Annotated in this window: 19 protein-coding genes; 4 read left to right on the top strand and 15 right to left on the bottom strand. The window is 54.4% G+C overall.

Annotated features, from left to right (window positions below; translation table 11 throughout):
* Window positions 1-227: 227 nt before the first annotated feature.
* The 5 genes from HW115_RS14990 to HW115_RS14970 all read right to left on the bottom strand — a co-directional run bounded on the left by HW115_RS14990 (window position 228) and on the right by HW115_RS14970 (window position 7,616).
* On the bottom strand, window positions 228-1,280 hold the full coding sequence (locus HW115_RS14990) for an alkene reductase (protein WP_178933757.1): 1,053 nt from the start codon (window positions 1,278-1,280) through the stop codon (window positions 228-230).
* Between the two features lie 193 nt (window positions 1,281-1,473).
* Complete coding sequence (locus HW115_RS14985; protein WP_178933756.1) at window positions 1,474-2,664, bottom strand: amino acid aminotransferase; 1,191 nt, start codon at window positions 2,662-2,664, stop codon at window positions 1,474-1,476.
* 130 nt (window positions 2,665-2,794) lie between these two features.
* Window positions 2,795-3,943 (bottom strand): peroxiredoxin family protein, encoded by a 1,149-nt coding sequence (locus HW115_RS14980; RefSeq protein ID WP_178933755.1) that lies wholly within the window; start codon window positions 3,941-3,943, stop codon window positions 2,795-2,797.
* Window positions 3,944-4,124: 181 nt separating this feature from the next.
* Window positions 4,125-4,634, bottom strand: coding sequence for a hypothetical protein (locus HW115_RS14975; protein WP_178933754.1), 510 nt, complete (start codon window positions 4,632-4,634; stop codon window positions 4,125-4,127).
* Window positions 4,635-4,664: 30 nt separating this feature from the next.
* The gene (locus HW115_RS14970; protein ID WP_178933753.1) at window positions 4,665-7,616 is read right to left on the bottom strand and encodes an HzsA-related protein; all 2,952 of its coding nucleotides are present in this window, start codon (window positions 7,614-7,616) and stop codon (window positions 4,665-4,667) included.
* Window positions 7,617-7,779: 163 nt separating this feature from the next.
* Here HW115_RS14970 and alr point away from each other — a divergent pair, with 163 nt between their 5' ends.
* Window positions 7,780-8,934: an alanine racemase gene (gene alr, locus HW115_RS14965; protein WP_319609349.1), complete on the top strand. Its 1,155-nt coding sequence runs from the start codon at window positions 7,780-7,782 to the stop codon at window positions 8,932-8,934.
* A 204-nt stretch (window positions 8,935-9,138) separates the two neighbouring features.
* Here the strand turns inward: alr and HW115_RS14960 are convergent, their stop codons facing one another.
* The 4 genes from HW115_RS14960 to HW115_RS14945 form a co-directional block, all read right to left on the bottom strand.
* Window positions 9,139-10,803: a sulfatase-like hydrolase/transferase gene (locus HW115_RS14960; protein ID WP_178933752.1), complete on the bottom strand. Its 1,665-nt coding sequence runs from the start codon at window positions 10,801-10,803 to the stop codon at window positions 9,139-9,141.
* 403 nt (window positions 10,804-11,206) lie between these two features.
* Window positions 11,207-12,271, bottom strand: a complete 1,065-nt coding sequence (locus tag HW115_RS14955; RefSeq protein ID WP_178933751.1) for a hypothetical protein — start codon at window positions 12,269-12,271, stop codon at window positions 11,207-11,209.
* Between the two features lie 28 nt (window positions 12,272-12,299).
* The gene (locus HW115_RS14950; protein WP_178933750.1) at window positions 12,300-13,307 is read right to left on the bottom strand and encodes a hypothetical protein; all 1,008 of its coding nucleotides are present in this window, start codon (window positions 13,305-13,307) and stop codon (window positions 12,300-12,302) included.
* A gap of 36 nt (window positions 13,308-13,343) precedes the next feature.
* A complete protein-coding gene (locus HW115_RS14945) occupies window positions 13,344-13,676 on the bottom strand; it encodes a hypothetical protein (protein ID WP_178933749.1) in 333 nt (110 codons plus the stop codon).
* Window positions 13,677-13,983: 307 nt separating this feature from the next.
* On the opposite strand from HW115_RS14945, the gene HW115_RS14940 reads away from it, so the two are divergent.
* Entirely contained in the window at window positions 13,984-15,075 is a 1,092-nt protein-coding gene (locus HW115_RS14940; protein ID WP_178933748.1) for a pyridoxal-phosphate-dependent aminotransferase family protein, read from the top strand.
* A 161-nt stretch (window positions 15,076-15,236) separates the two neighbouring features.
* On the opposite strand, the gene HW115_RS14935 is transcribed toward HW115_RS14940, so the two are convergent.
* From HW115_RS14935 to rpsN, 6 genes are all read right to left on the bottom strand, one after another.
* Window positions 15,237-16,571 carry a Gfo/Idh/MocA family protein gene (locus tag HW115_RS14935; RefSeq protein ID WP_178933747.1) on the bottom strand — a complete coding sequence of 445 codons (1,335 nt, stop codon included), beginning with the start codon at window positions 16,569-16,571 and terminating at the stop codon, window positions 15,237-15,239.
* Window positions 16,572-16,633: 62 nt separating this feature from the next.
* Entirely contained in the window at window positions 16,634-17,521 is an 888-nt protein-coding gene (locus HW115_RS14930; protein ID WP_178933746.1) for a LysR family transcriptional regulator, read from the bottom strand.
* A gap of 90 nt (window positions 17,522-17,611) precedes the next feature.
* Window positions 17,612-18,499 carry a tyrosine recombinase XerC gene (locus tag HW115_RS14925; protein WP_178933745.1) on the bottom strand — a complete coding sequence of 296 codons (888 nt, stop codon included), beginning with the start codon at window positions 18,497-18,499 and terminating at the stop codon, window positions 17,612-17,614.
* 173 nt (window positions 18,500-18,672) lie between these two features.
* A complete protein-coding gene (locus HW115_RS14920; RefSeq protein ID WP_227021553.1) occupies window positions 18,673-20,139 on the bottom strand; it encodes a hemolysin family protein in 1,467 nt (488 codons plus the stop codon).
* Window positions 20,140-20,275: 136 nt separating this feature from the next.
* On the bottom strand, window positions 20,276-20,536 hold the full coding sequence (locus HW115_RS14915) for an FmdB family zinc ribbon protein (protein WP_178933743.1): 261 nt from the start codon (window positions 20,534-20,536) through the stop codon (window positions 20,276-20,278).
* Window positions 20,537-20,715: 179 nt separating this feature from the next.
* The gene (gene rpsN / locus HW115_RS14910; protein ID WP_178933742.1) at window positions 20,716-20,985 is read right to left on the bottom strand and encodes a 30S ribosomal protein S14; all 270 of its coding nucleotides are present in this window, start codon (window positions 20,983-20,985) and stop codon (window positions 20,716-20,718) included.
* Window positions 20,986-21,212: 227 nt separating this feature from the next.
* On the opposite strand from rpsN, the gene HW115_RS14905 reads away from it, so the two are divergent.
* Entirely contained in the window at window positions 21,213-22,844 is a 1,632-nt protein-coding gene (locus tag HW115_RS14905; RefSeq protein WP_178933741.1) for a fumarate hydratase, read from the top strand.
* A gap of 212 nt (window positions 22,845-23,056) precedes the next feature.
* Window positions 23,057-24,181, top strand: coding sequence for a serine/threonine-protein kinase (locus HW115_RS14900; RefSeq protein ID WP_178933740.1), 1,125 nt, complete (start codon window positions 23,057-23,059; stop codon window positions 24,179-24,181).
* Window position 24,182: the final 1 nt, after the last annotated feature.

Genomic DNA, 24,182 nt, shown 5'->3' with positions numbered 1-24,182 from the left:
AGCTCTGGAGTTGATTCTGACTAATATCAGGCTTGGCTTTCCTTCCCGGTTCCACGCGAAGGATTAAAGCAAAATATGTTAAAATGTACAAGTGACACTTTTGTCACATACCGCCATCAGAGCATGCCGAACACTATTGGATGGAATCCTGTCCTACTTTATGGGAGGCTTTGCGCGACAGGGAGATATGAGGTTGGGCACGACAGGGAGATATGGGGGGGCTGTGCTTATGTGAGTGTGGGGTAGTCGGTGTATCCTTTGGGGCCTTGGCCGTAGAAGGTGTCAGGGTCCGGGGTGTTGAGTTCGGCCCCTGCAGCGAGGCGAGCGGCGAGGTCCGGGTTGGCAATGTAGCGCTGCCCCCAGGCGATGGCATCGGCCTCCCCTTCCCTGATCATGGTTTCGGCTTCGTCAAATTCGAGTTGTTGATTGGCAATAAATACGCCGCCAAATGCCTTTTTGAGTTGGGGGCCGAGATAGGGGTCCCCTTTTCCTTCCCGGGCAAAGAGAAAGGCGATATTGCGACGGCCCATTTCACGCGCTACATAGCTAAAGGTGGCTTCGGGGTCGGAGTCTCCCATATCGTGAGCGTCACAGCGTGGAGCGATGTGAAGACCAACACGGTCAGCACCCCAGACGCTGATGGCCGCATCCACAGCTTCGAGCATGAGACGGGCCCGGTTTTCTATCGGGCCACCGTAGGCATCGGTGCGCTGATTGGTGCTGTCTTGAAGAAACTGATCAAGCAGGTAGCCATTGGCTCCGTGTAGCTCGACGCCATCGAATCCGGCACGTTTGGCATTTTCCGCTCCCTTGCGGTAGGCTTCGATAATGGCCGGGATTTCATCGAGCTCAAGTGTTCGCGGAGTGACAAAGGCTTTTTTGGGTCGAATCAGGCTGACATGACCTGAGGGTGTGACGGAGCTCGGCGCGACGGGCAATGCGCCATCGAGGTAGACGGGGTCTGAGATTCTACCAACGTGCCAGAGCTGCAGAACGATTCGCCCACCGGCGCGATGAACGGCATCGGTGACGAGTTTCCACCCCTCTACTTGGTCATCCGACCAAATACCGGGAGTGTTGGGGTAGCCGACACCCATCGGGGTGACTGCGGTGGCTTCGGCGATGATGAGTCCTGCGTTCGCCCGTTGGGCGTAGTATTCAGCCATCATGGCATTAGGGACGCGGCCTTCACTGGCGCGGCAGCGGGTAAGTGGGGCCATGATCAGTCGATTCGGCAGGTTCCAGGCGCCGACGGTCAGAGGAGATAAGAGAATAGACATGGAAGATAGAAGATAGAAGATAGAAGATAGAAGATAGAAGATGGAAGATAGAAGATGGAAGACTGAGGTGTTTATGCTACGGGTGATTTGGGTGGAGTCAACCGGCAGTTTGTTGGAATTTTTTGGGGGGTAAACAAATGCCGCGCTCCCAGATTGGAAGCGCGGCATCAAAAAGGTTGGTTCTTTGTGTTGTTTAGAGGACGGAAGCGAGGGCTTGGCAGAAGCGCTCAATATTCGAGGTGCTGAGCCCGGCCAGGTTGATTCGGCTGGATCCAACCATGTGGATCGAGTGCTTTTCTCCCATCTCCGCGACTTGTTCCTTACTCAGTCCGAGCATGGAGAACATCCCGCGTTGTTGTTCAACGAAGGAGAAATCACGCGCGGATTGGAGGCTCGCCATGTTGCTGACGAGTAGGCTGCGCATGCCGTTGAGACGTTCGCGCATTTCCTTCAGGTCTTCATGCCACTGGGCGATGAGTTCCTGATCACTGAAGATGGTAGCGACGATGGATCCACCGTGTGAAGGAGGGTTGGAGTAGTTCGTGCGGACAACGAGTTTGGCCTGGCTTGCGAGGCGGCCCTGGGTATCGGCATCTTTGGTGACAAAGGTGACGGCTCCGGTGCGCTCACGGTAGAGGCCGAAGTTTTTGGAAAACGAGCTGCAGATAATCAGTTCCGGGCAAACTTCAGCGACGATACGAAGGCCGACGGCGTCTTCTTCAATTCCGGTGGCAAACCCTTGATAGGCAAAATCCATGACGGGCATCAGACCGCGGCGGCTTACGGCTTCGGCAATCTGCCTCCACTGCTCGGCAGTCGGGTCACAACCGGTCGGGTTGTGGCAGCAACCGTGGAGGACGATGACGTCCCCTTCCGGGATTTGTTCGATAGCGGCCAGAGCGGCATCGGCATCGAAACTATGGGTCTCCGCGTTGAACCAAGCGAAGGTTTCCACTTTCATGCCAGCGGCTTGGAAGATGGGTCCGTGATTGGGCCATGTGGGGACGGTGAGCCAAACGGTATCGGCATCGGTCTTGGTTTTGAGAAATTCCCCGGCAACACGCAGGGCTCCGGTTCCACCAGGTGTGTGTGCGGTAAACAGGCGACCTTCAGAACGCAGGGCGCTGTCTTCTCCAAAGAGGAGCGTTTGTACGGCCTTGGCGTAGTCCGGGGAGCCGGGAATGGGAAGGTAGCTCTTGGATTGCTCCTGTTTCAAAATCAAATCCTCAGCCCGTTTCACAGACGTCAGAACAGGGGTTTTACCCTGCTCGTCCTGATAAATCCCAACACCAAGGTTAATCTTCTCGGGGTTCGGATCTGCATTGTAAACTTCGGTCAATCCCAGGATGGGATCCGGCGCGGCTTGAGGAATGTTTTCAAACATAGCGCTGCTCGTTTAATCGAGCAAGCTGACTAGGTCAAGCTCAGTCGAAATATCTTATGGCATAATTGGGAGACGGTAGATGAGCAGCCCACCCTTCCCTATTTGGTCCATCATAGCTCCGAATCGGAGACTAGAGGCCGGCGGGTTTGGTTTCGGCGTCCGGCTTGGTGCGGAGGATCAGGTCGTTGGCAACGGCGTTGGCAAGAGCGCCGACGTTGCCGCGGTAGCGAATCACCCCCTGTTGGTCGAGAACCAGACAGTATGGCCAGGTGGCCACGCGATAGTCGTTGGCTATTTTCTGTGTCTGATCGGAGAAATTTTTCCAAGTAACCAGTCCGTCGGCTTCGAGGGTGCGGAGGTTCTGTCGAGAGTCACGGTTGACGCCGATGACTTCGATGGGTTTCCCGAGATTCGACTGGGTGGTTTTCCGCAAGCCTTCGAGGAGGCGCTGCATTACGGCGGTCTCGGCATCCCAGCTCGACCAGAACACGAGCATCACGACCTTGCCTTTAAATTGGGCGAGCTGCATGGCGCGCCCCCCGGAGTCGACTCCTTGAATGGGCGGAGCCAGACGGCCTTTGGTCAGGTGTTTAATTTTGTAGAGTTCATCTTCGGCAATTTGGGCAACGGTGAGTTCCCCCACTGGGATTTCGGCACTTTTGATAATGGCCTCCCGCAGGTTTTTGATCCGCCCTTGCATAATGCGAGGGTCGTCTCCGAGTGATGCGAGCATCATGGAAAGTGCCAGCGACGCTTGGCCTTGGACTTTCGGGTCCGGGTTTTCATTTTTCACTCGTTTAAGTAAATTCATGCCACGGGTGCGGACCGGGGGCTGGCCGGGTTTGGGTAATTCTGCACCTTGGTCCAGATAGATCAGGCCCATACAAAAACGGCCGAGTCGGGGGCTCTTGACGTGGTTCTTTTCTACGGCATCGAGCAAAGCGCGTTGATGTTCCGGCGTCAGGGCCGTGTCATTTTCGAGTAACCAGGCGGCGTAGTCCAGGGTCCAGTCCTTGGCGAGATCCTTACTGATGAGCGACTTGAGTCGTTTCGATGCGGCAGCGGCGTCCGGGCGTTTTTTTGCCGCCACATGGGCGGATCCAGCGGCAGCGGCCAGCTTCATTTCTGCGGTCCACGCGCGGTAGGACTTGTCAAATGCCTGGGTAATGGCGCGGGCATCGGCTTCGGTGGCGGCCTGCGTGCTATGGAACGACGCCGTTATCATAGCCGCCACGGCAACGAGAGCGATCCGGGTGTGGCACTTGGAAAAAAAGATCATGGTCAGGTGGTCAGTGAATCAGTAGGTGAAACAATAGCTACTGGGTGAATGGGAGGCAATCGGTGGAGGGAGGGAATTAAGGCGGGAAAGGCACGGAGGATTGAGGCGGGAAAGGCGCGGAGGATTGAGGCGGGAAAGGCGCGGAGGATTGAGGCCAATCCTCCCTACCGGGGGTGCGGTGTTAGTGTCTTTCCATAACGGATTGGAGTTCGCGCTGGAAGGTGACGAGATCGGCTTCACTCGGGCGGTATCCTACGGTATCAGGGTCGATACCGAGGCGGCCCATTTCATCGACGTACCATCCACCCCCCTGGCCATCAGGGAAGGTGACGCGACCACTGACCATCACGCCGGGGCGGGCAATTTCATCGACCGTCACGCGGACAGGGCCACCTGCTGGAGGGGGCATGATTTCGAGATCGTCTTCGGTCAATTCCCCTTCTTGAGGCGTTGTTGGATCCTCCTCTTGGTCGGCATCGGCGGCGGCCTCTTCCTCCAGGTTTCTGAGTTCGATCCCAAGGTCAAGGATCAGAAAACGGGTATCCATGTAGGTGAGCTTGAATTCATATTCCTGCTCCAGGCGTTTCTGGATATCGGCCAGCTGGTCTCCATCTGCAGCCCAAGATTGAATGGAGGCAATCTGGTCATCGGTAAGTTTTTTTGCGTCGAACATCATGATTTGTGCGCTCATTTAAGGGGAAGTCGTGGCGGATGCAAGCCCTCACTTATGGCGACCCCAAAGCTCGATCTCACTGAGCGCGGCCCAGCCCTCCGGGTTGCGGGCATCGAGTCCGGTGAACTTGACCCAGCGTATGGTGCGTTTCGGGAAGGCATGGCTTTGCGCATCGGCAGTCGCTTTAAGTTCCAGGTCGATATGACTGCCGTCGGAGAAATCCAGGCGGCCACGCTGCCAGGTGGTATCGTGAGGGAAATCGGCACGGAGCAGCAGGACGGCCTTATCGACCTCCACCTCGCGCCCGAAATCAAGTTTGATCCATGGGGTGTTTACGTGATCGGCTCGATCCGGCCCCCATGACGGGAATTGTTGATGTTTGGTGTTTCGTCTATCTCCGTCGATGGCATTGCCGGCGAGGAAGCGGGATTCTCCCCGGCACTCGGAGTTACTGGATGCGTGGGGGTAGCTGAAGGCTTCCGGTCTGGCGTCCGGGTTGTATGCAAGGTTGCGGTAGGTGTTTTCCATTTCCGCCTGATAGCGGACCAGTTGCTGTTCGAAGCGGGCAACGGACTCCGGGGCATATTGGCGGCTGAAGGCAAAATATTCCGTTTCCCGGTTTTCGGGAACCTTACCGGAGACGCCTTGTGAGCGAATCAACGCCTGGCGGCTCAGGCGGTCAAACTCACGCATGTAGTCGCGCTTGGCTTGAAAATGAGCGTATTTCTTTTTCTCCTTTTTATTCCAATCCCCCGCTTCCGGGTACTGACCGCTGTAGGGGACATAGAGATCGATCCATGCGGAAATTTTATCCATTTCCTCACGGGTCATGCGGACATCGTGGTGGCCATTTTCGAGGAGCTTGATCAAGGGGGAATTAATCGAGCTACGCAAGTATGCCGGCTGGGGTGTGGGCTCGGACTGGGAGCCCAGCCACTTGACGTATTTGCCATCGACCCGGGCTTGGGCCGCATTCCCGCCGGAGGGTTTGATCTGGAGCAGGTTCAAGTAACTTTCGGCCCAGAGTCGTTTTTCTTTTTTCATACTGCGGGCGGTGGCTTTCAGAGAGATCGCCTGTTGACCGTCGTGGCAGGAAACGCATTTGGCATCCCAGATCGGCTGAATTTCCTTAGCATAACTGAACCCACGCGCAGGTCCATAAAAGGGCTTCAGGCTCTGCAGTCCGCCACGCAAGGCCAGCGAATGGCCGAGGTTCACCGGGGCGTCATGTTGTTTATCGTGGCAGCCGACACAAGACATCATTTCCCCCGGCATCAGAGTTGCCCAGGTGCGCATGGTATTGATCGCCCGATTCTTTTCGTCCAGTGCCTGGAAATAGATGGGACGTTTGGCGGGGACTTCGAAGTAGGCTGAGCCATCCTCATGGACAGGGACGTCCCCCAGGATCATTTTTGCATCCCAGGAGCCATTCCCCACGGCGACCGGCGTGCTGATCATGGCTCTGCTGTGGGGTCCGCTGGATGATGAGCTACCGACACCGGCGGCACGCAGTTTCATTTCCACGACCCGGATTTTTTTGACCGCTCCTTTTTTTACACCCTTGAGGGCGTGCCCTGCGTAGACATTTTGCATAAACACACGGGCGGTGGATTTCCGGTGATCAACAATCGAAGGAATCGCCCGCGGCATTTTCCGTGGAACCAGCGGAAATGCCTGCTTGCAGTGGATGCGATCATCGGAGGCTAACAACTCACGCTCTCCGGAGGCGTTCATCCAGTAAATCCCGAACGGCCGCGGGTAGGCGCGGTTGCCTCCCGGGAGGGGGTCGTAAGTGACGAGGAATTCATCCTCACTGAGGGGATACGGGTATTGGAACTGGTCACCTTTCTGGCCATAGGCGTCCACGATGACGGGAGTAGCCTCGCGCACCGGGGCGAGCATGGTAACCCCCCTGCCCTCGTCCACACCACGGCTCCGATCCACCAGTGCGAGTTTTCCTTTCTGGTGGGTATGGTGGCCATGGAGAATGGCAATCAGTTTTCCACCCGAGCCCGGGATCTCGCGGGCGTGGTTGATGGTGGTGGGAAACCAAGAATTCAGGCCGTAATAGGATATTTGTTTGGTTCCATCAGGGTTCATCACAAAAAGCGGCTGGGGAAAGGTCTGACCGCGGTCATTGTAATCCCAACGGGTGTAGATGATCCGTCCATCATCAAGTAACGAGGGGAAATTGGTGGTCACCTGATCATAGCCGAGGCGATGCATGAACTTGCCGTCTTTATCGCAGCGCCAGAGGTTACTGGCCTCGGTCCACCAGCACGGGATGGTCGAGATGCCCCGGGTGGAGCTAAATACGATATCGCCGTCCGGCAGATAGCGGCCTTCGTAATCGGCAAAACCCAGGCCATGGGTCAACTGGCGGATGGCTCGGGAGTCCAAATCCATTTCATACAAATGATAATCATCCTGGCGATGCGAACGCTTCCAGGAGAAGAGCAAGCGTTTGGCATCGAATGACAGTTCGGGATCACGGATTACGCCGCCGGGGTCTTTGAGCAGGGTTGTTACCGAACCGTAGGCCTCATCCATCGACCACACACAGAGTTCCCCGCCCGGCCGGAAATTGCTCTCGTTCTGGGCGTCGGACTGGCCCTCGGTGTAGCCGTAGAACGAGCCGGACAAGGGACGTTGTTTTACAAATACAAAGCGGGGTGAGGACTTCGCGAGGAGCTGCAATCGCTCACGCCGACGTTGCTGACAGGCGAGCAGGTAGGCTTCGCGAAGTCGGTCCATCTCCACTGTCGGTGGATTGCGGCAATCGGCAAGGGCATCAGCGACCAACTTTTTTTCCTTCTCCGAGGGCTGATCAAAATTGATTTGATGATTTGGCCCGGCATCCTGCAGGAGCCAATCGGCAAAGACCTTGGCGGGTAGCTTGTTGTCGGCCGTGGTGCCCTGCTGGTTTGCTGCGGTTTCGGCGGTTTTGGCAGTTTCGGCGGTTGCCAAGGCCCCGCCCCCCAGGCTGAGCGCAAGGAGCATGGCACGGGTAAGTATCATCCCTCGCCTTTTGAGTCCGTAGCACATCAAGCATTTCATTTGGAGACATACGCCAAGTCTGAAGAAAACCTTCAGCCTTTTGCTTCGATCGACGTGATTGATATTTAAGGTTGGGGAATTCATCATCTGCTTCTATAGTCATGGCGTGCAATCATCCGACACTACCGGCCATCCGGCAAACATCGCTACACCTCCGGTTTCTCCTCCCCGTGCATGGGCGGAAGTCAAGCTCGAGCACCTGAGGCATAATTACCGAGTCGCCCGAGACTACAGCAAGGGTGAAATGATGGCCATCCTGAAAGCGGGAGCCTATGGGCACGGGATGGAGACCATCGCCGAAGCGCTGGAGGCGTTACCTGAATCCGAGCGCCCGAACTACTTTGGTGTTGCCAGTGTGATCGAGGCACGACGGCTCAAGCATGCCGGGATTGCCACCCGGATTTACCTGCTCGGGCCAACCAGCCCGGCCGAACGTGAAGAAATCGTTAGCCAGCGCTGGACCGCTAGTATTTCCACCCTGGATGAGGCCGGACATTTCAACGATCTCGCCAAAGAAAGCGGCCAGGCGCCACTGCCAGTGCACCTGACCGTGGATACCGGTATGGGCCGGGGTGGATTTCTCCCGGATGCCCTGCCGGAGGTGATGTCGCTCTGGCATCAGTATCCACATCTGATGATCGAAGGGATCGGTTCCCATCTCCCATCGGCTGACGAAGATGAGGCATTCACTTTGGCACAATTCAAGCAATTCGACAGCTTGGTTGAATCGCTGGGGGTGGATGCTTTTACTTACCGCCATCTGGCCAACAGCGCTGGATTGTTAGTCTACCAGAGCGATACGACCAACCTTTACCGTCCCGGGCTGATGCTGTATGGCATCGCTCCCCTGCCATCATTCCAGAGCGAGCTCAAGCCGGTGATGAGTTTAAAATCGAGAGTGTCACTGGTGCGCACCTTACCGGCCGGGCAAGGGATTTCGTATGGCCGGGACACGGTGTTAGACCACGACACCCAGGTGGCCACGATCGGGATCGGCTATGGTGACGGCTATCCACAGCAGCTTTCCAACCAGGGTGCTGAGGTTATGATTCGTGGGCAACGATGCCCGGTGTTGGGGCGCGTGACCATGGACCAGATCATGGTGGACGTTTCAGCGCTTGCTGCATGTGAAAGCGGTGATGAGGTGGAGCTTTTTGGAGAACACATTCTGGTCAGTGAATTGGCACCAAAAGCCAGAACCATTCCTTGGGCGATTCTCACAGGGATCACGCCCCGAGTGACCCGAGTTTATCAGGGATAATACCATTCTCCCAGTTAAATTGGCAGAATGGTTTGAGTTTAAGATGATGAGTCAGTCAGCAAGCTGAATGGCAAGGGAGCACTGAATCTTTTAGATTTTACCGTTGTTGCGCGTCGGTTGCATAGCCCGCACCATTCCTTCGTTGCGCCTTACCTAAGAACTCATTCATCTCGGCTATCGTCCCGTCTGTTTTACTACTTGGTATTATTTCTTTTTCGGGTGCCAAGACATGAAGGTTTCGACCGTTTCCTTGGATTCGGGTCGGAGGTTTTGAATACCTTCGTAGGGTTTACCCTTGCCGAGTTTGTTATGAGGGTATTTGGCAATGGTTAGTGCGTGGCGTTTGGCCATATCCTGAAAGCTGGCGCCGGACCAGAGGGCGGTCCCGATCTGAGCGTGTTCTTCGCGGGGGTCGCGGAATATGTTGAACACCGGAGCCGCAGCACCAGGAACGCCAGGAGCGGGCATGTGCATTTTGTATTCCTGTTTCACAATGGAACGAAGAAGCTCATTCTCGTAGATGTAGACGTAATCGCGGCGACCGTGATGCTCCCCCTTGAGCAGTAGCGCCGTCTGATCGATACCATCAATCACGCGGTCCGTCGGGATGTGCTCCGTAGCCTGGGCCACACGGGCGAAGGTGGTGAAGAGGTCGGAAACGTGAACAATATCACCGGCATAGCTCTTTGGTTTGACAGCACCCGGCCAGCGCACAAAGGCATCCACACGGACACCTCCTTCAAGGTGGTTGGTTTTACCGCCACGGTAGATAAGCTGGCTGAGTCCGGATGGGCCTTCGTAGTGGTACATGAGCCCGTTGTCCGCCATGAACACAACGATGGTATTATCGGCTTCTCCTGTTTTTTCGAGCTGTTCGAGTAACTCACCGATCCAGCCGTCGAGCAGTTGCAATTTTTCCGCATGAAAGCCGCCGTTCAGCGACTCCGGGTTTTCGTCGAAGACAAAGTTGAGCGGGTAGAGTGGCCAGTATTGAAGAAAGAACGGCTCATCCTTTGCGGCGAGGGCATCGACTTGTTCAAGGATCTGGCGTTGGTAGCGCTCGTTCATTTTTACATAGTGGGCGTGGGTCCACTCTTCGCCGGGTTTGAGATCAACTTCGACAGCCTTACCCCCGGCTTTGGCTTCCACCCCCGTGACCAGCCCGAATGGGCGGAATTTTTTATCGAGTTCGAAGGCTCCATTTTGAAGCGAGCGGTTATAACCGAACTGGTTTCCTGCCTTGGCAGATTCAGGCGTCATCACCGTGAGTTGCACTTGCTGGTGAAGCGGGAAAGCCGCATAGTCAAACCCTTGGTTGTGCGGATATGCCTGCTCGATGTCTCCCTGGTGCCATTTACCGACATGGGCGGTGTTATAGCCGGCAGACTTAAGAACCTCCGCAATGGTCACCTCATTGGCAGGTAAGCCTTCTCCCACCAGCGCGACTTTGACTTCCTTGATCCCTGAACGCACCGGGTGACGTCCGGTTAAAAAGGCGGCACGAGTCGGGGTGCACGATGGCTCGGTGTACATCCGCATCAGGTTGAGACTCTCATCCGAAAACTTGTTAATGCTAGGTGTTTTAATCCCCATCACATAATTCATCTTCGGGTCCCCCATCTGGCCGAAGCTCACATCATCGATGAGTATATAGAGGATGTTTGGTCGCTTGCCTCCGTTCTTTTCACGAATCGCGGCCAGTTGTTGATCAATTTCCTTATCTTCCTTGTCCCATTTCTCCCCATACTGCTGTCTGAGGAATTGGAACTCACCATCGTGGATTATTTCATCCGCCGACAGAGGCGTAACTACTGGAGTCGCGAGCATTGCTGCCAGCCCTAGGCTTAGTGTATGAATCTTCGTTTTCATTATTCTGTTTTTACTGTGGGTGTTAATGTGGGAGTTAATCTGGGAGTTAATCTGGGAGTTAATCTGGGAGTTAATCTGGAAGTTGCTTTTTTCATTGATACCATAGGCAGGTAATCCAGCCAACCTCAGGATCATTCGGCACGGATTTAGCAACATAAAGCCAAATCCTAACTGAGCAACATCAAAAGTGGGAGTACTGTCACAGAGATGTGCAATCAACAAAACAGACGGCTGATGATGGGATGAGGTATTGGGGAATACCCTACGTGATCCATGAGGCTTCCCCCTACCATGAAACGGCAGAGCTCGGCCGGTTTGAGTCGGCTTTGAGTTAGCGTTTCAAGTATTGCAAGTCGACGAGCCTTGGACACAAGGTCACTGGTGACGGGCTTCGTCGAGCCCATCAATTAGCCGGAACCCGTTCGGGTAGGTCATAGCTGGGGTCGAGCGATGACAGACGGGCTCTCAGATTCACCAACTTGGCTTCATAGCTGGCGACCATGCGTTCGTAGCGGACGGCACGTTGTTCCCAAGTCTCCAAACTACCGGGGACGGATTTGCTACCACTCGAGGTAATCCGGTAGCGGGGGCGGTAACTTGATGTGTAATAGCCCCCGGTTGAATCGTTGTACCGCCGGTAGCTGTAGGAGGATCTGGCGTAGGTCCGGCTGAGACGCAGGTTCTCCTGATAGCGCACTTTGTTTCGAGCAATCCTGGCCTCGGTTCTGGAACTGGACAGCTGCATGCTGACGGACGCAATTTTCGTTCGCAGGGATGCAATCTCACTCATCTTCGATTGATTTTTCTGCCAATTGCGAATGACCCGGTTGCGTTCTTCCATTTTTCTACTCTGTTGGGCGACGCGACGCTGATCTTCCAATTTGGCCTTGGCGACCTCCCGGGCTGTGAACATAAAATTCTGACGCCAGTCATCGGGCATGTCGCGATACCCGAGACGGGCGGCTCCGTGGTCATGAGAGATAGCCACCCCCAACTGGTTGACCTCCAGAATACGAACCCCTGTGTATTTTTTACCCAAGCGGGTCGACAACAGCGGGTAAGTCTTCCCGACAGCGGCCGCTCTGGCATGCTCACGGTATTGAAGTCGATAGGCATCCTTTTCCTTCTGTAAAAAGGTGATGGTTTCCTTTTCGTCCTCGATCATCTGAACCAAAAGCTTCGCCTCAGCCCCGGCCGCAGTGAGCTGAGCCTTGAGGTCCTGAAGCTCTTCACCTTGTTCTCTGTGGGTTTCGATCAACGCCTCCCTGTGATGGTGCTGCTGAATCTCAATTTCCTTACGGTTGATGCGCCGTTGCAATGCATCTTTTTCAGCAGCCAGTCCCCTGTTATTGGTCTCGAACCACTGCTTCCAATTCAAATCAGCGATCACCGTAAACCCAAGCGCAACAAAGACCAACACAATCACGCCCACCAGCATAGTGATGATGCCGCTTGAATCGTCTGCCATCAATGGGTTTTTCATCCTACAGGGATCTCTAATTCAGTTGTTTCAACTCGCGGGTATATTGCTTCACCTCAGATTCCAACTTACGGTTTTTTGAAGTGGCCGAGCTGATGTTTCGTCGATTAGTTGAGATCAGGGTCCGAGCTGCCACATTCCGCTTTCTGTAGAGATCGGCCTTGCGTTCCTGTTTTTTAGCGCTATCGAGAGTCAAGCCCCGGCGGCCTGCGGCATAAAGTTCACGATAATGTTGGGCCTTATTTTCGGCGGACTGGATTGCCACTTCACCTGAAGCGATTTCAGACTCTTTGCGTTGGATCTCCATTTGCCAGCGGCTGATGTTTTCCTTGTTTTGGCTGATCTTATTCCTCCGGTCCATGATCTCCTTGGAAATCCTGTAGCGCTCTCCTCCGGTTTTACTGATATCAATTTGTTTTTGCGCCTTGGCCTCAGTTAGTTCAGCGTCCTCCTTGATAAACTGAAAGCGATCATAAAGATCGTCGGGCAGCTCCTCATAATGCACGCCACTGTTGCCGTTTTTATGACTGAACCTCATCTCATGAGGAGAAACCTCTTTGATCGTCACCCGTTCATAGGTCTTCCCTGATTTGGTCGTAAACGACTCAAGTTTTTCCCCCACGGCACGTTCCCGCTCAACGATCCGGTATTCTTTTTTGTATGCTTCGACAGCCTTCTGAAGGTCTGAGATCTCGGTTTGTTCACGCGCAACCTCCTGCTTGCCCCATTCAATATCCTTGAACGCCTGCTTCACCTTCCGCTCAACCTGAGCCAAGGTTGATTTCTGTTGCCGGCGTTGCTCATATTCTACCGCAGCTTCATTCCAATAGACGATCTCCTTTTGCCTGGCCACGATCGCCTTTTTCTTCATTTTTATTTGCCCTGCCAGACTGTCACCCTGAAAGGGGCCGGTGTCGTCCACGACAAACAGAAACAGGCCCCCAAAGCCCAACAAAACGATCAGGGCCAACAAGGTGCCAATCACCCCCGGCCCACGCGAACTCGTTAATAAATCACTCAACATAATAAAAATTCTCCTCTGGTTACATTCACACGGGCTCTACTCAATACGGTACTTTTTCTGGTAATCCCGAAAGTCTTTCTCCGCTGCTGCATGTTTGGACTCGAGTTCAGCTTTTTCTTCATCCAGGCGCTTGATGGTTTCCATCGCCTGTTCCAGCTCCTCGTTCGCCTTTTTAATTGCAGCGGTCTGATCTCCGGGGTCTTCCCCCGCATTGATTTTCAGCAAATCCACTTTCTTTTCCAGATCGCTCAACTCCTGCCGTAGCTTCTGATTTTCAGCCACCAGCTGTTCATCTTCACACGACGATACCAACAAAACACAGGCGGGTAGCACCCACCCCAGCAACACAAGACGCTTTAACGCATTCATTATTTAATCACTTAGAGGTCAACCAAAACAAACCTATCAGAAAACTAACCGTGATTTATCACTGAGACCCAGTTCTTACAACTTCTATTTTCCATTTCTTGTCCACATTTCTCCTCATGATCGACCCATCAATGACTTATACCACTCCGCAAAACAGACGAGACGATTGATCATTGTTGAGGTATTTGGAAGAGCACTGCGTGATCCATGAGAGTTCCGGGTGAATGACTACTTGGTATTACTCAAAGCCCATTGTGACAATGTCTGGCTTTGACAAATGGCGCGATCTGGGGACTATCGCCGCGCGATGTCACAAAACACATTACCCAAGCTGTTTATCCCCGGTCCGGTGGATATTGCCCCGGAAACCTATGAAGCCATGTGCCAATCGATGATGGGCCACCGTGGAGCCGATTTTGAATCCCTCTACTCCAGCATCCAGCCCGGCCTGAAACCCATCCTCGGGACCGAACGCCCGGTCTACCTCTCCACATCCTCCGCATGGGGTGTGATGGAAGGAGCGATTCGCAACCTGGTACAAACAAAGGCGCTGAACCTTTGCTGTGGAGCATTCTCCGACAAGTGGTTCGACGTAGCCCAGCGTTGCGGCAAGGAAGCGGAAAAGATCCAAGTTGAATGGGGAGAAGCCATCGACCCCGAGCAGGTGCGAAGCAAGCTTGCCGAGGGAGGGTTCGATACCGTGACCTTGGTGCACAATGAGACATCAACCGGCGTGATGAATGATCTGGCGGGCATCGCTGCCGTGGTCAATGAGTTCCCGGACGTCCTCTTGGTCGTTGACACGGTGTCTTCGCTCTCAGCCGTGCCTGTGGAGATGGACAAGCTAGGCATTGATGTCGTCTTGGCCGGCGTGCAAAAAGCTCTGGCACTGCCGCCCGGACTGGCCGTCTTTGCGATCTCGGAGGCCGCACTCGAGCGGGCATCCCAGACTCCGGGACGTGGCTATTATTTTGACTTTGTCGAATTTGAAAAAAATGCGGTAAAAAACAACACCCCATCGACACCCGCCGTCTCCCTGCTTTACGCACTGAAACAAAAAGTCGACAGCATCATGGAGGAAGGGCTGGAGCAACGCTATGCCCGCCATGAAAAGCTCAACGGTATGGTGCACGCCTGGATGGAAAAACACGGATTCAAGAACTTCGCCCCGGAAGGGTATCAGTCAAAATCCCTGACCACGATCGACAACACCGACGGCAGGCTCGACGTGCCCGGGTTTATCAAAGCCGTGCGCCAGAAATACAACCTGCTGCTCAACGGCGGTTATGGAAAAATCAAAGGGAGCACCTTCCGTATTTCCAATATGGGTAACGAAACGGAAGCCAGCATGCAGGAGCTTCTGGATGCGCTGGATGACGTCATCGTTGATTTCATCTAAGCCAACTCAAAAAACAAAACCAATTCGAAAAGACTACCAGTTACTTTTTCTCATTGGTATAAATAACACACCCTCGGTCTGCCGACACAGACCGGGGGTGTTTTTGTTATGAAACCTATGCTGTAAGAATCCAAGCAGCGTTTCAAAAAAGGATCTGGGATTTAGCCCCGTCCAGGAATGGGAACCCCCGGAACTTTATGGGAATCCCCCCACTTCAAGGAATCCGGAGCCAAATCGTCGTCGCTCTCCATCAGGGCCTTCCACGTCAATCGCTTCCCGGTATGGGCAGCCTCCCGTCCAAGTAAGCCGAGAGCGGTCGAGTTCGCCATGTATTCCCCGGTATTGATGATCTTACCTGCGCGGATAGCGGCAAAAAGCTCGTTATGGCTCACCTGATACATATTTTCATTCTGCCCCCTGTAACGCCAGATCGCTTTACCTGCAGCATCATAAAACATCGGACGGCCCGGCCCCACCATCCGTCCTTTTTCACAGAAGACCCGGTCGACCACCTCGCTGTGGGTTTTGGTGTATTGGCGCTGGGCAATATGACAAATCGTCCCATTGGGATATTCATAGGCAATGTTGTAGTGGTCGTATGTATTGCCACTATCCTGACGCTGGCTACGGCCCCCAGAGGCAACCGCTGCGATCGGAGCCACATCACCCATTGCCCAAGCCATCTTATCAATGGAATGCACGGCTTGTTCAATCAGCGGCCCTCCGGACAGCCATTCGAAGCCCATCCAGTTCCGAACCTGCCACTCGACATCCGACCACTCGGGCTTGCGACTGCTATCCGGTTTCATTGGCTTCGGCGGGCTGACTAAAAAATTACCATAGACCGAGATCACCCGGCCGAGTTCGCCGTCGAGCACGCGTTTATAGGCTTCCCGAACGGCTGGAGCAAACCTCCAGCAATAACCATGCTGGATCGATATACCTTTGCTCTGAGCCAGTTTGGCAGAGGCCAGCACCGACTTGACTCCCGCCATATCGACAGCCATCGGTTTCTCGGCGAAGATGTGTTTTCCGGCATTCACAGCGGCCTCCAAATGCTTGGGCCGGAACCCGGGAGGGGCAGTCAACAGAACCACGTCCACCCCGGAGTCCATCAGCTTTTGATACCCGTCCAGACCTGCAAATTGACGGGCAGGGGCGACTTTGATCCGATCCGAAAACTTACGGGACAGGTTGGCCAATGATTTTTTTATCTGGGGCTCAAAGGCATCCGCCATCGCCCACAGTTCGACATTGGGGTCCGCCAGAAGCGCCTGACTTGCCGCTCCGGTCCCCCGTCCGCCACATCCGACCAGTCCGACTTTCAAGACCTTGGTCGATCCTCCGGAGTTGGCTCCCTGCGCGGCAACGATGTGAGGGAAGCCTGCTACCCCGGCGCCCAAACCCAGGGCTCCGGTCGATTGGACAAAACGACGACGCGACACCCCGGAGGATGCAGCAACAGCGGGATCGGTCAAATACTTGGATTCGCTCATATCTGAAGAGATAATACAGAGATACGGGGGATTCCTTTCACTCGAAAACAAGAATACAGGGCTCACTTGCTCTTGACCAAGGCCTGGGCCCGATCAACCGCAGCCTCCAGAAAACGGGTGGCAATCGGCTTCAAAGACCCTTGGTAAACCACCCCCATCACCAGTGGAGGAAAGCCGTCCAGATCGATGGACTTGACCCCCTCAGGCATCACCATATCCGGAATCCGCAAAGCCACTCCGGCGCCAAAGCCACAGCGGACAAAATGCTGGACGGCATCGAGCGAGTCGACCTCGACTGCCACCGGCCAGGTTAACTCACGGCCATCCACACCACGTTGGAACAACTGGCTGATTGCTTCGTGTTTGGGCAAGCCCACCAAGGGAATTTTCACCTCCGGATCCCCCTCTTCGAGCAAGTCATCCAAGGACTCCGCCGAGTGATCTTCTGGCAATAACAACATCAAGGGCAGGTGCAACAGCTCCACCTCATGCAAACCATCACCTGGTCGGGCATTGATCACACTGACCGCCAAGTCAGCTTGCTGGTTGGTCAGGCAGTGGTGCACATCCGAGGGCTCCACATCCTTCAGCGTCAGACGCAATCCCGGGACCTCCTTGCGCAGATCGGCCAACAGCTCGGGAAGGTGGTGCCTCAACACCGCCGCCGAAGCCGCGATCCTCAGGTGCTTACTCTCCCCTCCTTTCAGGTTTTCCTCCACATCCGCGAGACGAGAAAAAAACGGATAGACATGATCATAGAGTTGATCACCAGCATTCGTTAGACTGAATGGCCGACGGTTGAACAACTTCACCCCGAGGCTTTTTTCGAGCTGCAACAACTGGCCACTCACGGCAGGCTGCTGAATCCCGTAGGGCATCTTTCTCACGGCTGCGGTTATTCCCTCATACTTGGCCACATAATAAAACAGCTCCAAATGATGCACATTCATGGACAAAGCTATTACCTCTCCAAAGGGCAAATTCCAAACTCCAAATTTCAAAGCCATCAATCAACATCCCATGCGCACCCGGAAGATCCGTCATCCCCTCGGATGGAACTGTCGGTGCATCGACTTCAGCCCCTTTTGGTCCACATGGGTGTAAATCTGGGTGGTCGCAATATCGGCATGGCCTAACATATCCTGAATCACACGTAAATCGGCCCCATTCTGCAGCAGATGGGTCGCAAAGGAATGCCTCAGCAAATGCGGGTAAACCGTCTGTTCAATTCCAGCAGCCGCCGCCCGCTGTTTGACGATCTCGCGCACCCGCTCCGGGCTGAGTTTCCCCCCACGGATACTCAGAAATACCCACGATGAGGTTTTGGGTTTTACGAGGCTGGGTCGCTCGTTGTGGAGATAATCCGAGACAGCGGCACGCGCCTTGCCGCCGACCGGGACCAGGCGGGTTTTATTGCCTTTTCCCGTCACCCTGACAAAGCCCTCCTCGAGGTCGAGGTGCTCCAGGCGGGCCCCACAAAGCTCGGATAGCCGGAGGCCGGAGGCATAGAAAACCTCGAGGATTGCCAGATCACGACGCCCCAGGATTTTGCTTTGGTCGACGGATTCGAGCAAGCGTTTGACGTCTTGTTCATTCAAGGTTTCGGGGAGGTGCACCCCACCCCTCACGGGCATCAGGGGCTCGGCAGGATCCGCGAGAATGACTTTTTTAGAGGCCAGATACCGGAAAAATATTTTCAAGTGAACCACTGCAATCCGCAGTGAGGCGGCGGAAAGCCCACGATCTTTTTGGTCGGAGAGAAAGGATGTCAGTTCATCCGTACCCAATTCATTCCAATCGCTGACGCCCTTCGCCTTCACCCAGTCCAGTAAGGCATCCAGACTCTGTCGCACCGACAGCTGATAAGCGGTGGACAAACCCCGCTCAGTCGCAATATACAGTAAAAAAGAATCAACCTGGATCGTCACAGGCGCAGCCTAACCCATCTGCGAAGCGATGATAAGAGCATTTTTCAGATCCTAGAGTCTAGGAGTCTAGGAGTCTAGGAGTCTAGGAGTCAGGGAGTCAGGGAGTCAGGGAGTCAGGGAGTCAGGGAGTCAGGGAAGCTTCAAGTCTTTGAGAGAATCCCCTGCGGGACGCATTAAATCTCACCGGCATTCAGTTGCGGGTCCAACTCCTTCGTGACCTTTTTGAGCCTCCTAAAATGCACTTGTCCCACGCGACGTCCGTCGGTGTTCATCACCTTGGCTTCATAACCGATGATCTCATGGCTTTCTCCAGGCTCTGGAATCCGTCCGAGCTCCCGGGTAATGTAGCCCCCCACGGTGCTGACCTCGCCGCTTTCGAGATCGAGCTCCGGCACATGATCGGATAATTCATTGAGAGTCATGCCCCCTTCGACTACAAACTCACGCTCATTGATCTGGGAAAAGGCACTGCGCTCGTTGTCAAATTCATCCTGGATATCTCCCACCAGCTCCTCGATGACGTTATCGAGGAAAACAAGCCCTGCCGGGTCACCATGTTCATCGACCGCCAGGGCCAGGTGCGCATGCTCCTTGAGGAAGAACTGCAACAGCACATCCAAGGGCATGGTCTCGGGAACCACCTTGAGTGAGCGCTTGATACTGAACAGATCCGGGTCATCGTCATGAAGCATGGTAAGGATGTCCTTGATGTGGATCAGCCCCATCGCATGGTCAAGATGCCCCTTCACAAGGGGAAATCGGGTATGTTTACTGCGTGTGGCAATATCCAGATTGGTCGCAAAATTGGCATCGACATCGAGGACCACCACCTCACTGCGGGGAGTCATCACATCCTTCACCGTCACGTCATTGAGCTCCAGCGCATTGATTAGGATCTCCCGTTCTTTTTCGGTTACTTCCGATTTTTTCTCACTTTCCTCCACCAGCAACGCGAGCTCTTCAGAGCTATGTGCGTGTTCCCCCTCGTTCAGCGGGTCAATATGAAACAGGTTCTTGAGAATCAGATTGGAAAAATGGTTCAACAGGCGGATCAACCAGGAAAAGCTGACGTAAAACCAATGCAGGGGGCGCACAATCAACAAGGTCACTTGGAGTGGCTTCCGAATGGCGATCCCCTTCGGAATCAACTCGCCAATCACCACATGCAGAATGGTAAAAAAGGCAAGTGCCACACCATAAGAAAGATAGTTAATCCGATCCGCATACGGACTCAGGTCCCACTGGAACCAGACATCAAAACGATTCAGTAGGATATACTTCAGCAACGAATCGATAAAGGGCTCGGCCAACAATCCAAGAGCCAGGGATGCAATCGTAATTCCAAGCTGGTTGGCCGAGAGGTAGGCGTCGAGATTGTCGACCACCTTTTTGGCGGTTGCTGTGTTGCGTTTGGATTTCCCCTCCGCAATGTCGATCTGACTTCTGCGGACTTTGACGATGGCGAACTCAGACGCCACAAAAAAGGCATTCAGCAGCAGGAAAAACGTGCAGCCGAAAACAAACCAGAGAGTTTGCCCCACCGTCGGCCAGTCATGCAGCATCTCACCCGCATTACCGGCGATGAGAGAAAACACCCCCGAGAGGGGCTGAAGTGTTTGAAGTATGTCTGGAACGTTCATCGGCATGGACCTGATGCCATCGAGGCTCAATCAGGCTGACAGGCATTCAGTTAAGCATCTATCAGCCCGTCAGGACAAGGGTAAAATCAGGAAGCATGACATGATAGGGCAGCAGTCGTATGAGAGCGGAGCCCTTTCATTGCCTCTCATAAACGCCCTCGTCCCGCTTCTCAAGCACGGTAAATCCAGCCTTTTTGGCGTCGACCGTGGAAAAGGGTTTCACCACGCGCGGCGTGCTCACCTGACTGATCACCTTACGAACCGGATGTTTGCACAAAGGGCAGCTTTCCAGAGCCTCACGGTCCACCGGGCGGCGAAGCTCAAACCCCCGTGCGCAAATGCGGCAACTACGCTCCGGATCATCCGGATGCTGGGAGATATATTCGTATAGTGGCATAACAACAGTGAGTCTCTGCGAAAGTTTCAGGTCAGCGAGAAGGTTCAGAAAGTCAGAAGGGAAAGTCAGAAGGTTTCTGGTCCCTCAACCGTTTCCACCTCGCCAGAAAACAGGCAAGACAAAAACGCAAGGTGGACTCTCACCACCTTGCGTTTGAAAATAATACAATAAAGGCAAGCTTACCAGCTCGATTTGGTGACGCCGGGGATCATGCCGTGCGATGCAAGCTCACGGAAAGAAATACGTGAAAGCTTGAAACGACGGAGGTATCCGTGACGACGACCGGTGTATTGACAGCGGTTCACCACACGAGTAGGGCTTGCGTCACGTGGAAGCATGCTAAGGCCAACGTAGTCATTCTCTTCCTTGAGTTGCCTACGCAGTTCAGCATACTTAGCGACAGTCTTTTGCTTGCGCTTGTTGCGCGCGATCCATGATTTCTTAGCCATTGGGAGGCGCGTGATAACGGATCCGACCGACAAATCAAGCCATTTTTGCTCATTTCTTCACTTTTCCTGCGCATTCTCTGTTTCCTATTGATTCCACGTCACTCAGGGACTTTATTCCATCAGCAGCAGACAACGCGCACTGTTGCAAACGATTCAATCATCTTATATTCTTACGTATCTCTGAGAATTCATTAACAAGATCACAACAACCTCACACCACTCATCCCATGGCCAACACACCCTTTTACTACCAAGAAGCCTTCCCACAAGGTGAAGACTGCACCGAATACGAAAAAATCACCTCTGATCACGTCTCCGTGGTCGAATTCGATGGCAAACCCATGCTCAAAGTAGAGCCCGAAGCGCTCACCCTGCTTGCCAACGAGGCGTTCAAGGCCGTTTCATTCACCCTGCGGACCTCGCACATCGAGCAGGTTGCCGCGATCCTCAAGGACCCGGAAGCCACAGACAACGACCGTATGGTCGCGCTGATGCTGCTGAAAAACGCGGAAATTGCATCCAACGGCATCCTGCCACTCTGCCAGGACACCGGAACCGCAATCATCGTCGGCAAAAAAGGTCAACAAGTCTGGACCGGCTGCGACGACGCCCAGTATCTCTCCAAGGGTATTCACAAAACCTACAACGAGGAAAACCTGCGCTATTCGCAGACCGCACCACTCTCGATGTATGAAGAGGTCAACACCAAGACCAACCTCCCGGCCCAAATCGACCTCTACGCCAACGACGGAGATGCTTACAAGTTCCTGTTCATGACCAAAGGTGGCGGATCAGCCAACAAGACCTACCTTTATCAGGAAACCAAGGCGCTGCTCAATCCGAAGCGACTGATGGAATTCTGTATTGAAAAAATGAAGTCGCTGGGAACTGCAGCCTGCCCACCGTATCACCTCGCCTTTGTCATCGGTGGCACCTCGGCTGAAACCAACCTGAAAACCGTCAAACTGGCAACTGCCCGCTACTACGACGACCTACCGGTTGCTGGAAACGAGCACGGGCAAGCATTCCGCGACACCGAACTGGAAGAGGAGCTGTTGATTGCAGCCCGTGAGATTGGAATTGGAGCTCAGTTTGGCGGTAAATATTTTGCGCTCGACGTTCGGGTCATCCGCCTGCCGCGTCACGGAGCCTCCTGCCCGGTTGGTATCGGAGTTTCCTGCTCCGCTGACCGTCAGGCTAAAGCCAAGATTACCAAGGAAGGCCTTTTCATTGAAAAACTCGAAAAGAACCCCGGCCGATTCATCCCTGACGAATTCCGCGACTGGAAATTCAAGGGCGTGGAAATCAATCTGGACGAAGGCATGGACAAGGTGCTGGAAACCCTGAACAAGTATCCCGTCACCACCGCACTGTCGCTGACCGGCACCATCATCGTGGCCCGCGATATCGCCCACGCCAAACTCAAGGAACGCCTCGAGAAAGAGGGTGAACTACCCCAGTATATCAAAGACCACCCGGTCTATTACGCAGGCCCCGCCAAAACTCCTGAAGGATACGCATCCGGATCCTTCGGCCCAACCACCGCCGGCCGTATGGACAGCTACGTCGACCTGTTCCAAGAGAACGGAGGATCGATGGTCATGCTGGCCAAAGGAAACCGCTCCCAGCAGGTGACCGACGCCTGCCAAAAACACGGCGGGTTCTACCTCGGTAGCGCCGGTGGCCCGGCAGCCCTGCTGGCCCGCGACAACATCAAATCCCTCGAAATCCTCGAATACCCGGAGCTCGGAATGGAAGCCGTCTGGAAAATCCAGGTGGAAAACTTCCCGGCCTTCATCCTCGTGGATAACAAAGGAAATGATTTCTTCCAGCAGTTGAACAACTGCCCGGTCGCGTAACGCTTCAGATCAAACGTTTCTGCATCCCTCATGGCCGTCTGGGCCCACCATACTTAACTACACACACCTACGAATGGGCCCAGACGGTCGTTTCCACACACACACCCTCTCTCTCCCATCCTCCTCCGCTGCTTGCCCACACACCGCAAGCATGAGCTAACACACGATCCCGACAGCCCCCACCGGGTCCACAGCCAGTTCAGGCTCCTACCATGGACCAGCCTACCGTCGAACCAAGCGAAGCTATCGCCCCTCCCTTTTCACTTGAGGAGTTGGAGGAGATGTTGCCCGCCTACAGCTTTGAACGATTCCTCGACAGCGGGGCAATGGGCGCGGTCTATCAGGCCAGGCAAAAATCTCTGGATCGGGCGGTTGCAGTCAAAATCCTACACCCCGAGCTCTGCCAGGATCAGGAATTTCGCACCTCCTTTGAGCGCGAGGCCAAAGCCATGGCCAAACTCAACCATCGCAATCTGGTGGCCGTCTACGACTTCGGGGAGGTCAAAGACATGCTCTACATCGTGATGAAGTTCATCGACGGCCAATCGCTGCACGATTCCTGTGCTGGCAAATCGCTGGTGCCATGCGAAGCCGCCGAACTTGTCGCCGGCATTTGCCGGGGGCTACAACACGCCCATCACCACCGGATCCTGCACCGGGATATCAAACCCGCAAACATTTTAGTGGATGCTTCATTCCAAGCCAACATCGTCGATTTTGGCATCGCCGAGGCCGTGGGGACCGACTTCGGCAACCAGGCAGAATCATTCTGCACCCCGGACTACGCAGCTCCGGAAACCCACTACCAAGGGTGTAAACTTGATGCCCGAACCGACATCTACTCGGTGGGAGTGCTTTTCTACGAACTTCTCACCGGAGAGCTCCCGGGAGAAGAGAGAATTCCGCCGTCCTACCTCATCGCCGATTGCCCGCCGGCCTACGACGATGTCGTATTGCAGGCCATCCACCCTGACCCAAATCATCGCTACCAGGAGGCCGAAGCATTTGCCGAAGCCATCGAAGGCTTACTCAACTCAACCCCAGAGCCGGAGGTAGCGGCAAGCCATACTCCCGCTCCGACCGCCCCCACCCACTCAAGCCCGCATGCGCATTTTACCCACCATTGCAGGACGAGCCCCAGCAACACGCAAAACAAATCCAAAGCAGGCATCGGACTGGCAGCCGCGCTCATTGTAATCGGTCTGCTTACCTATGTTTTTATCCAACAACTGTCAAAACCGGACAGCCAGCAACCCGAACCGGAATGGACACCGGAACCGGCCCAACCCCAGCATGCCGGAAGCAAGGGGGGCGAGGACATCAGCCAAGCTGAATAAC

This window comes from Oceaniferula marina (assembly GCF_013391475.1).
Taxonomy (GTDB): Bacteria; Verrucomicrobiota; Verrucomicrobiia; order Verrucomicrobiales; family Akkermansiaceae; genus Oceaniferula; species Oceaniferula marina.
The sequence above is the reverse complement of the archived record's forward strand: the minus strand, read 5'-3'. Positions and strand labels throughout refer to the sequence as shown.

Bases quoted from the DNA above. Each gene is read 5' to 3' on its own strand.
- HW115_RS14970 (WP_178933753.1), bottom strand. From the start codon at position 7,616: ATGCTCCTTGCGCTCAGCCTGGGGGGCGGGGCCTTGGCAACCGCCGAA.
- HW115_RS14900 (WP_178933740.1), top strand. From the start codon at position 23,057: ATGGACCAGCCTACCGTCGAACCAAGCGAAGCTATCGCCCCTCCCTTT.
- HW115_RS14945 (WP_178933749.1), bottom strand. From the start codon at position 13,676: ATGAATGCGTTAAAGCGTCTTGTGTTGCTGGGGTGGGTGCTACCCGCC.
- HW115_RS14960 (WP_178933752.1), bottom strand. From the start codon at position 10,803: ATGAAAACGAAGATTCATACACTAAGCCTAGGGCTGGCAGCAATGCTC.
- HW115_RS14990 (WP_178933757.1), bottom strand. From the start codon at position 1,280: ATGTCTATTCTCTTATCTCCTCTGACCGTCGGCGCCTGGAACCTGCCG.
- HW115_RS14935 (WP_178933747.1), bottom strand. From the start codon at position 16,571: ATGAGCGAATCCAAGTATTTGACCGATCCCGCTGTTGCTGCATCCTCC.
- HW115_RS14975 (WP_178933754.1), bottom strand. From the start codon at position 4,634: ATGAGCGCACAAATCATGATGTTCGACGCAAAAAAACTTACCGATGAC.
- HW115_RS14915 (WP_178933743.1), bottom strand. From the start codon at position 20,536: ATGCCACTATACGAATATATCTCCCAGCATCCGGATGATCCGGAGCGT.
- rpsN (WP_178933742.1), bottom strand. From the start codon at position 20,985: ATGGCTAAGAAATCATGGATCGCGCGCAACAAGCGCAAGCAAAAGACT.
- HW115_RS14980 (WP_178933755.1), bottom strand. From the start codon at position 3,943: ATGATCTTTTTTTCCAAGTGCCACACCCGGATCGCTCTCGTTGCCGTG.
- HW115_RS14955 (WP_178933751.1), bottom strand. From the start codon at position 12,271: ATGGCAGACGATTCAAGCGGCATCATCACTATGCTGGTGGGCGTGATT.
- HW115_RS14940 (WP_178933748.1), top strand. From the start codon at position 13,984: ATGTCACAAAACACATTACCCAAGCTGTTTATCCCCGGTCCGGTGGAT.
- HW115_RS14930 (WP_178933746.1), bottom strand. From the start codon at position 17,521: ATGAATGTGCATCATTTGGAGCTGTTTTATTATGTGGCCAAGTATGAG.
- HW115_RS14985 (WP_178933756.1), bottom strand. From the start codon at position 2,664: ATGTTTGAAAACATTCCTCAAGCCGCGCCGGATCCCATCCTGGGATTG.
- HW115_RS14920 (WP_227021553.1), bottom strand. From the start codon at position 20,139: ATGAACGTTCCAGACATACTTCAAACACTTCAGCCCCTCTCGGGGGTG.
- HW115_RS14905 (WP_178933741.1), top strand. From the start codon at position 21,213: ATGGCCAACACACCCTTTTACTACCAAGAAGCCTTCCCACAAGGTGAA.
- HW115_RS14950 (WP_178933750.1), bottom strand. From the start codon at position 13,307: ATGTTGAGTGATTTATTAACGAGTTCGCGTGGGCCGGGGGTGATTGGC.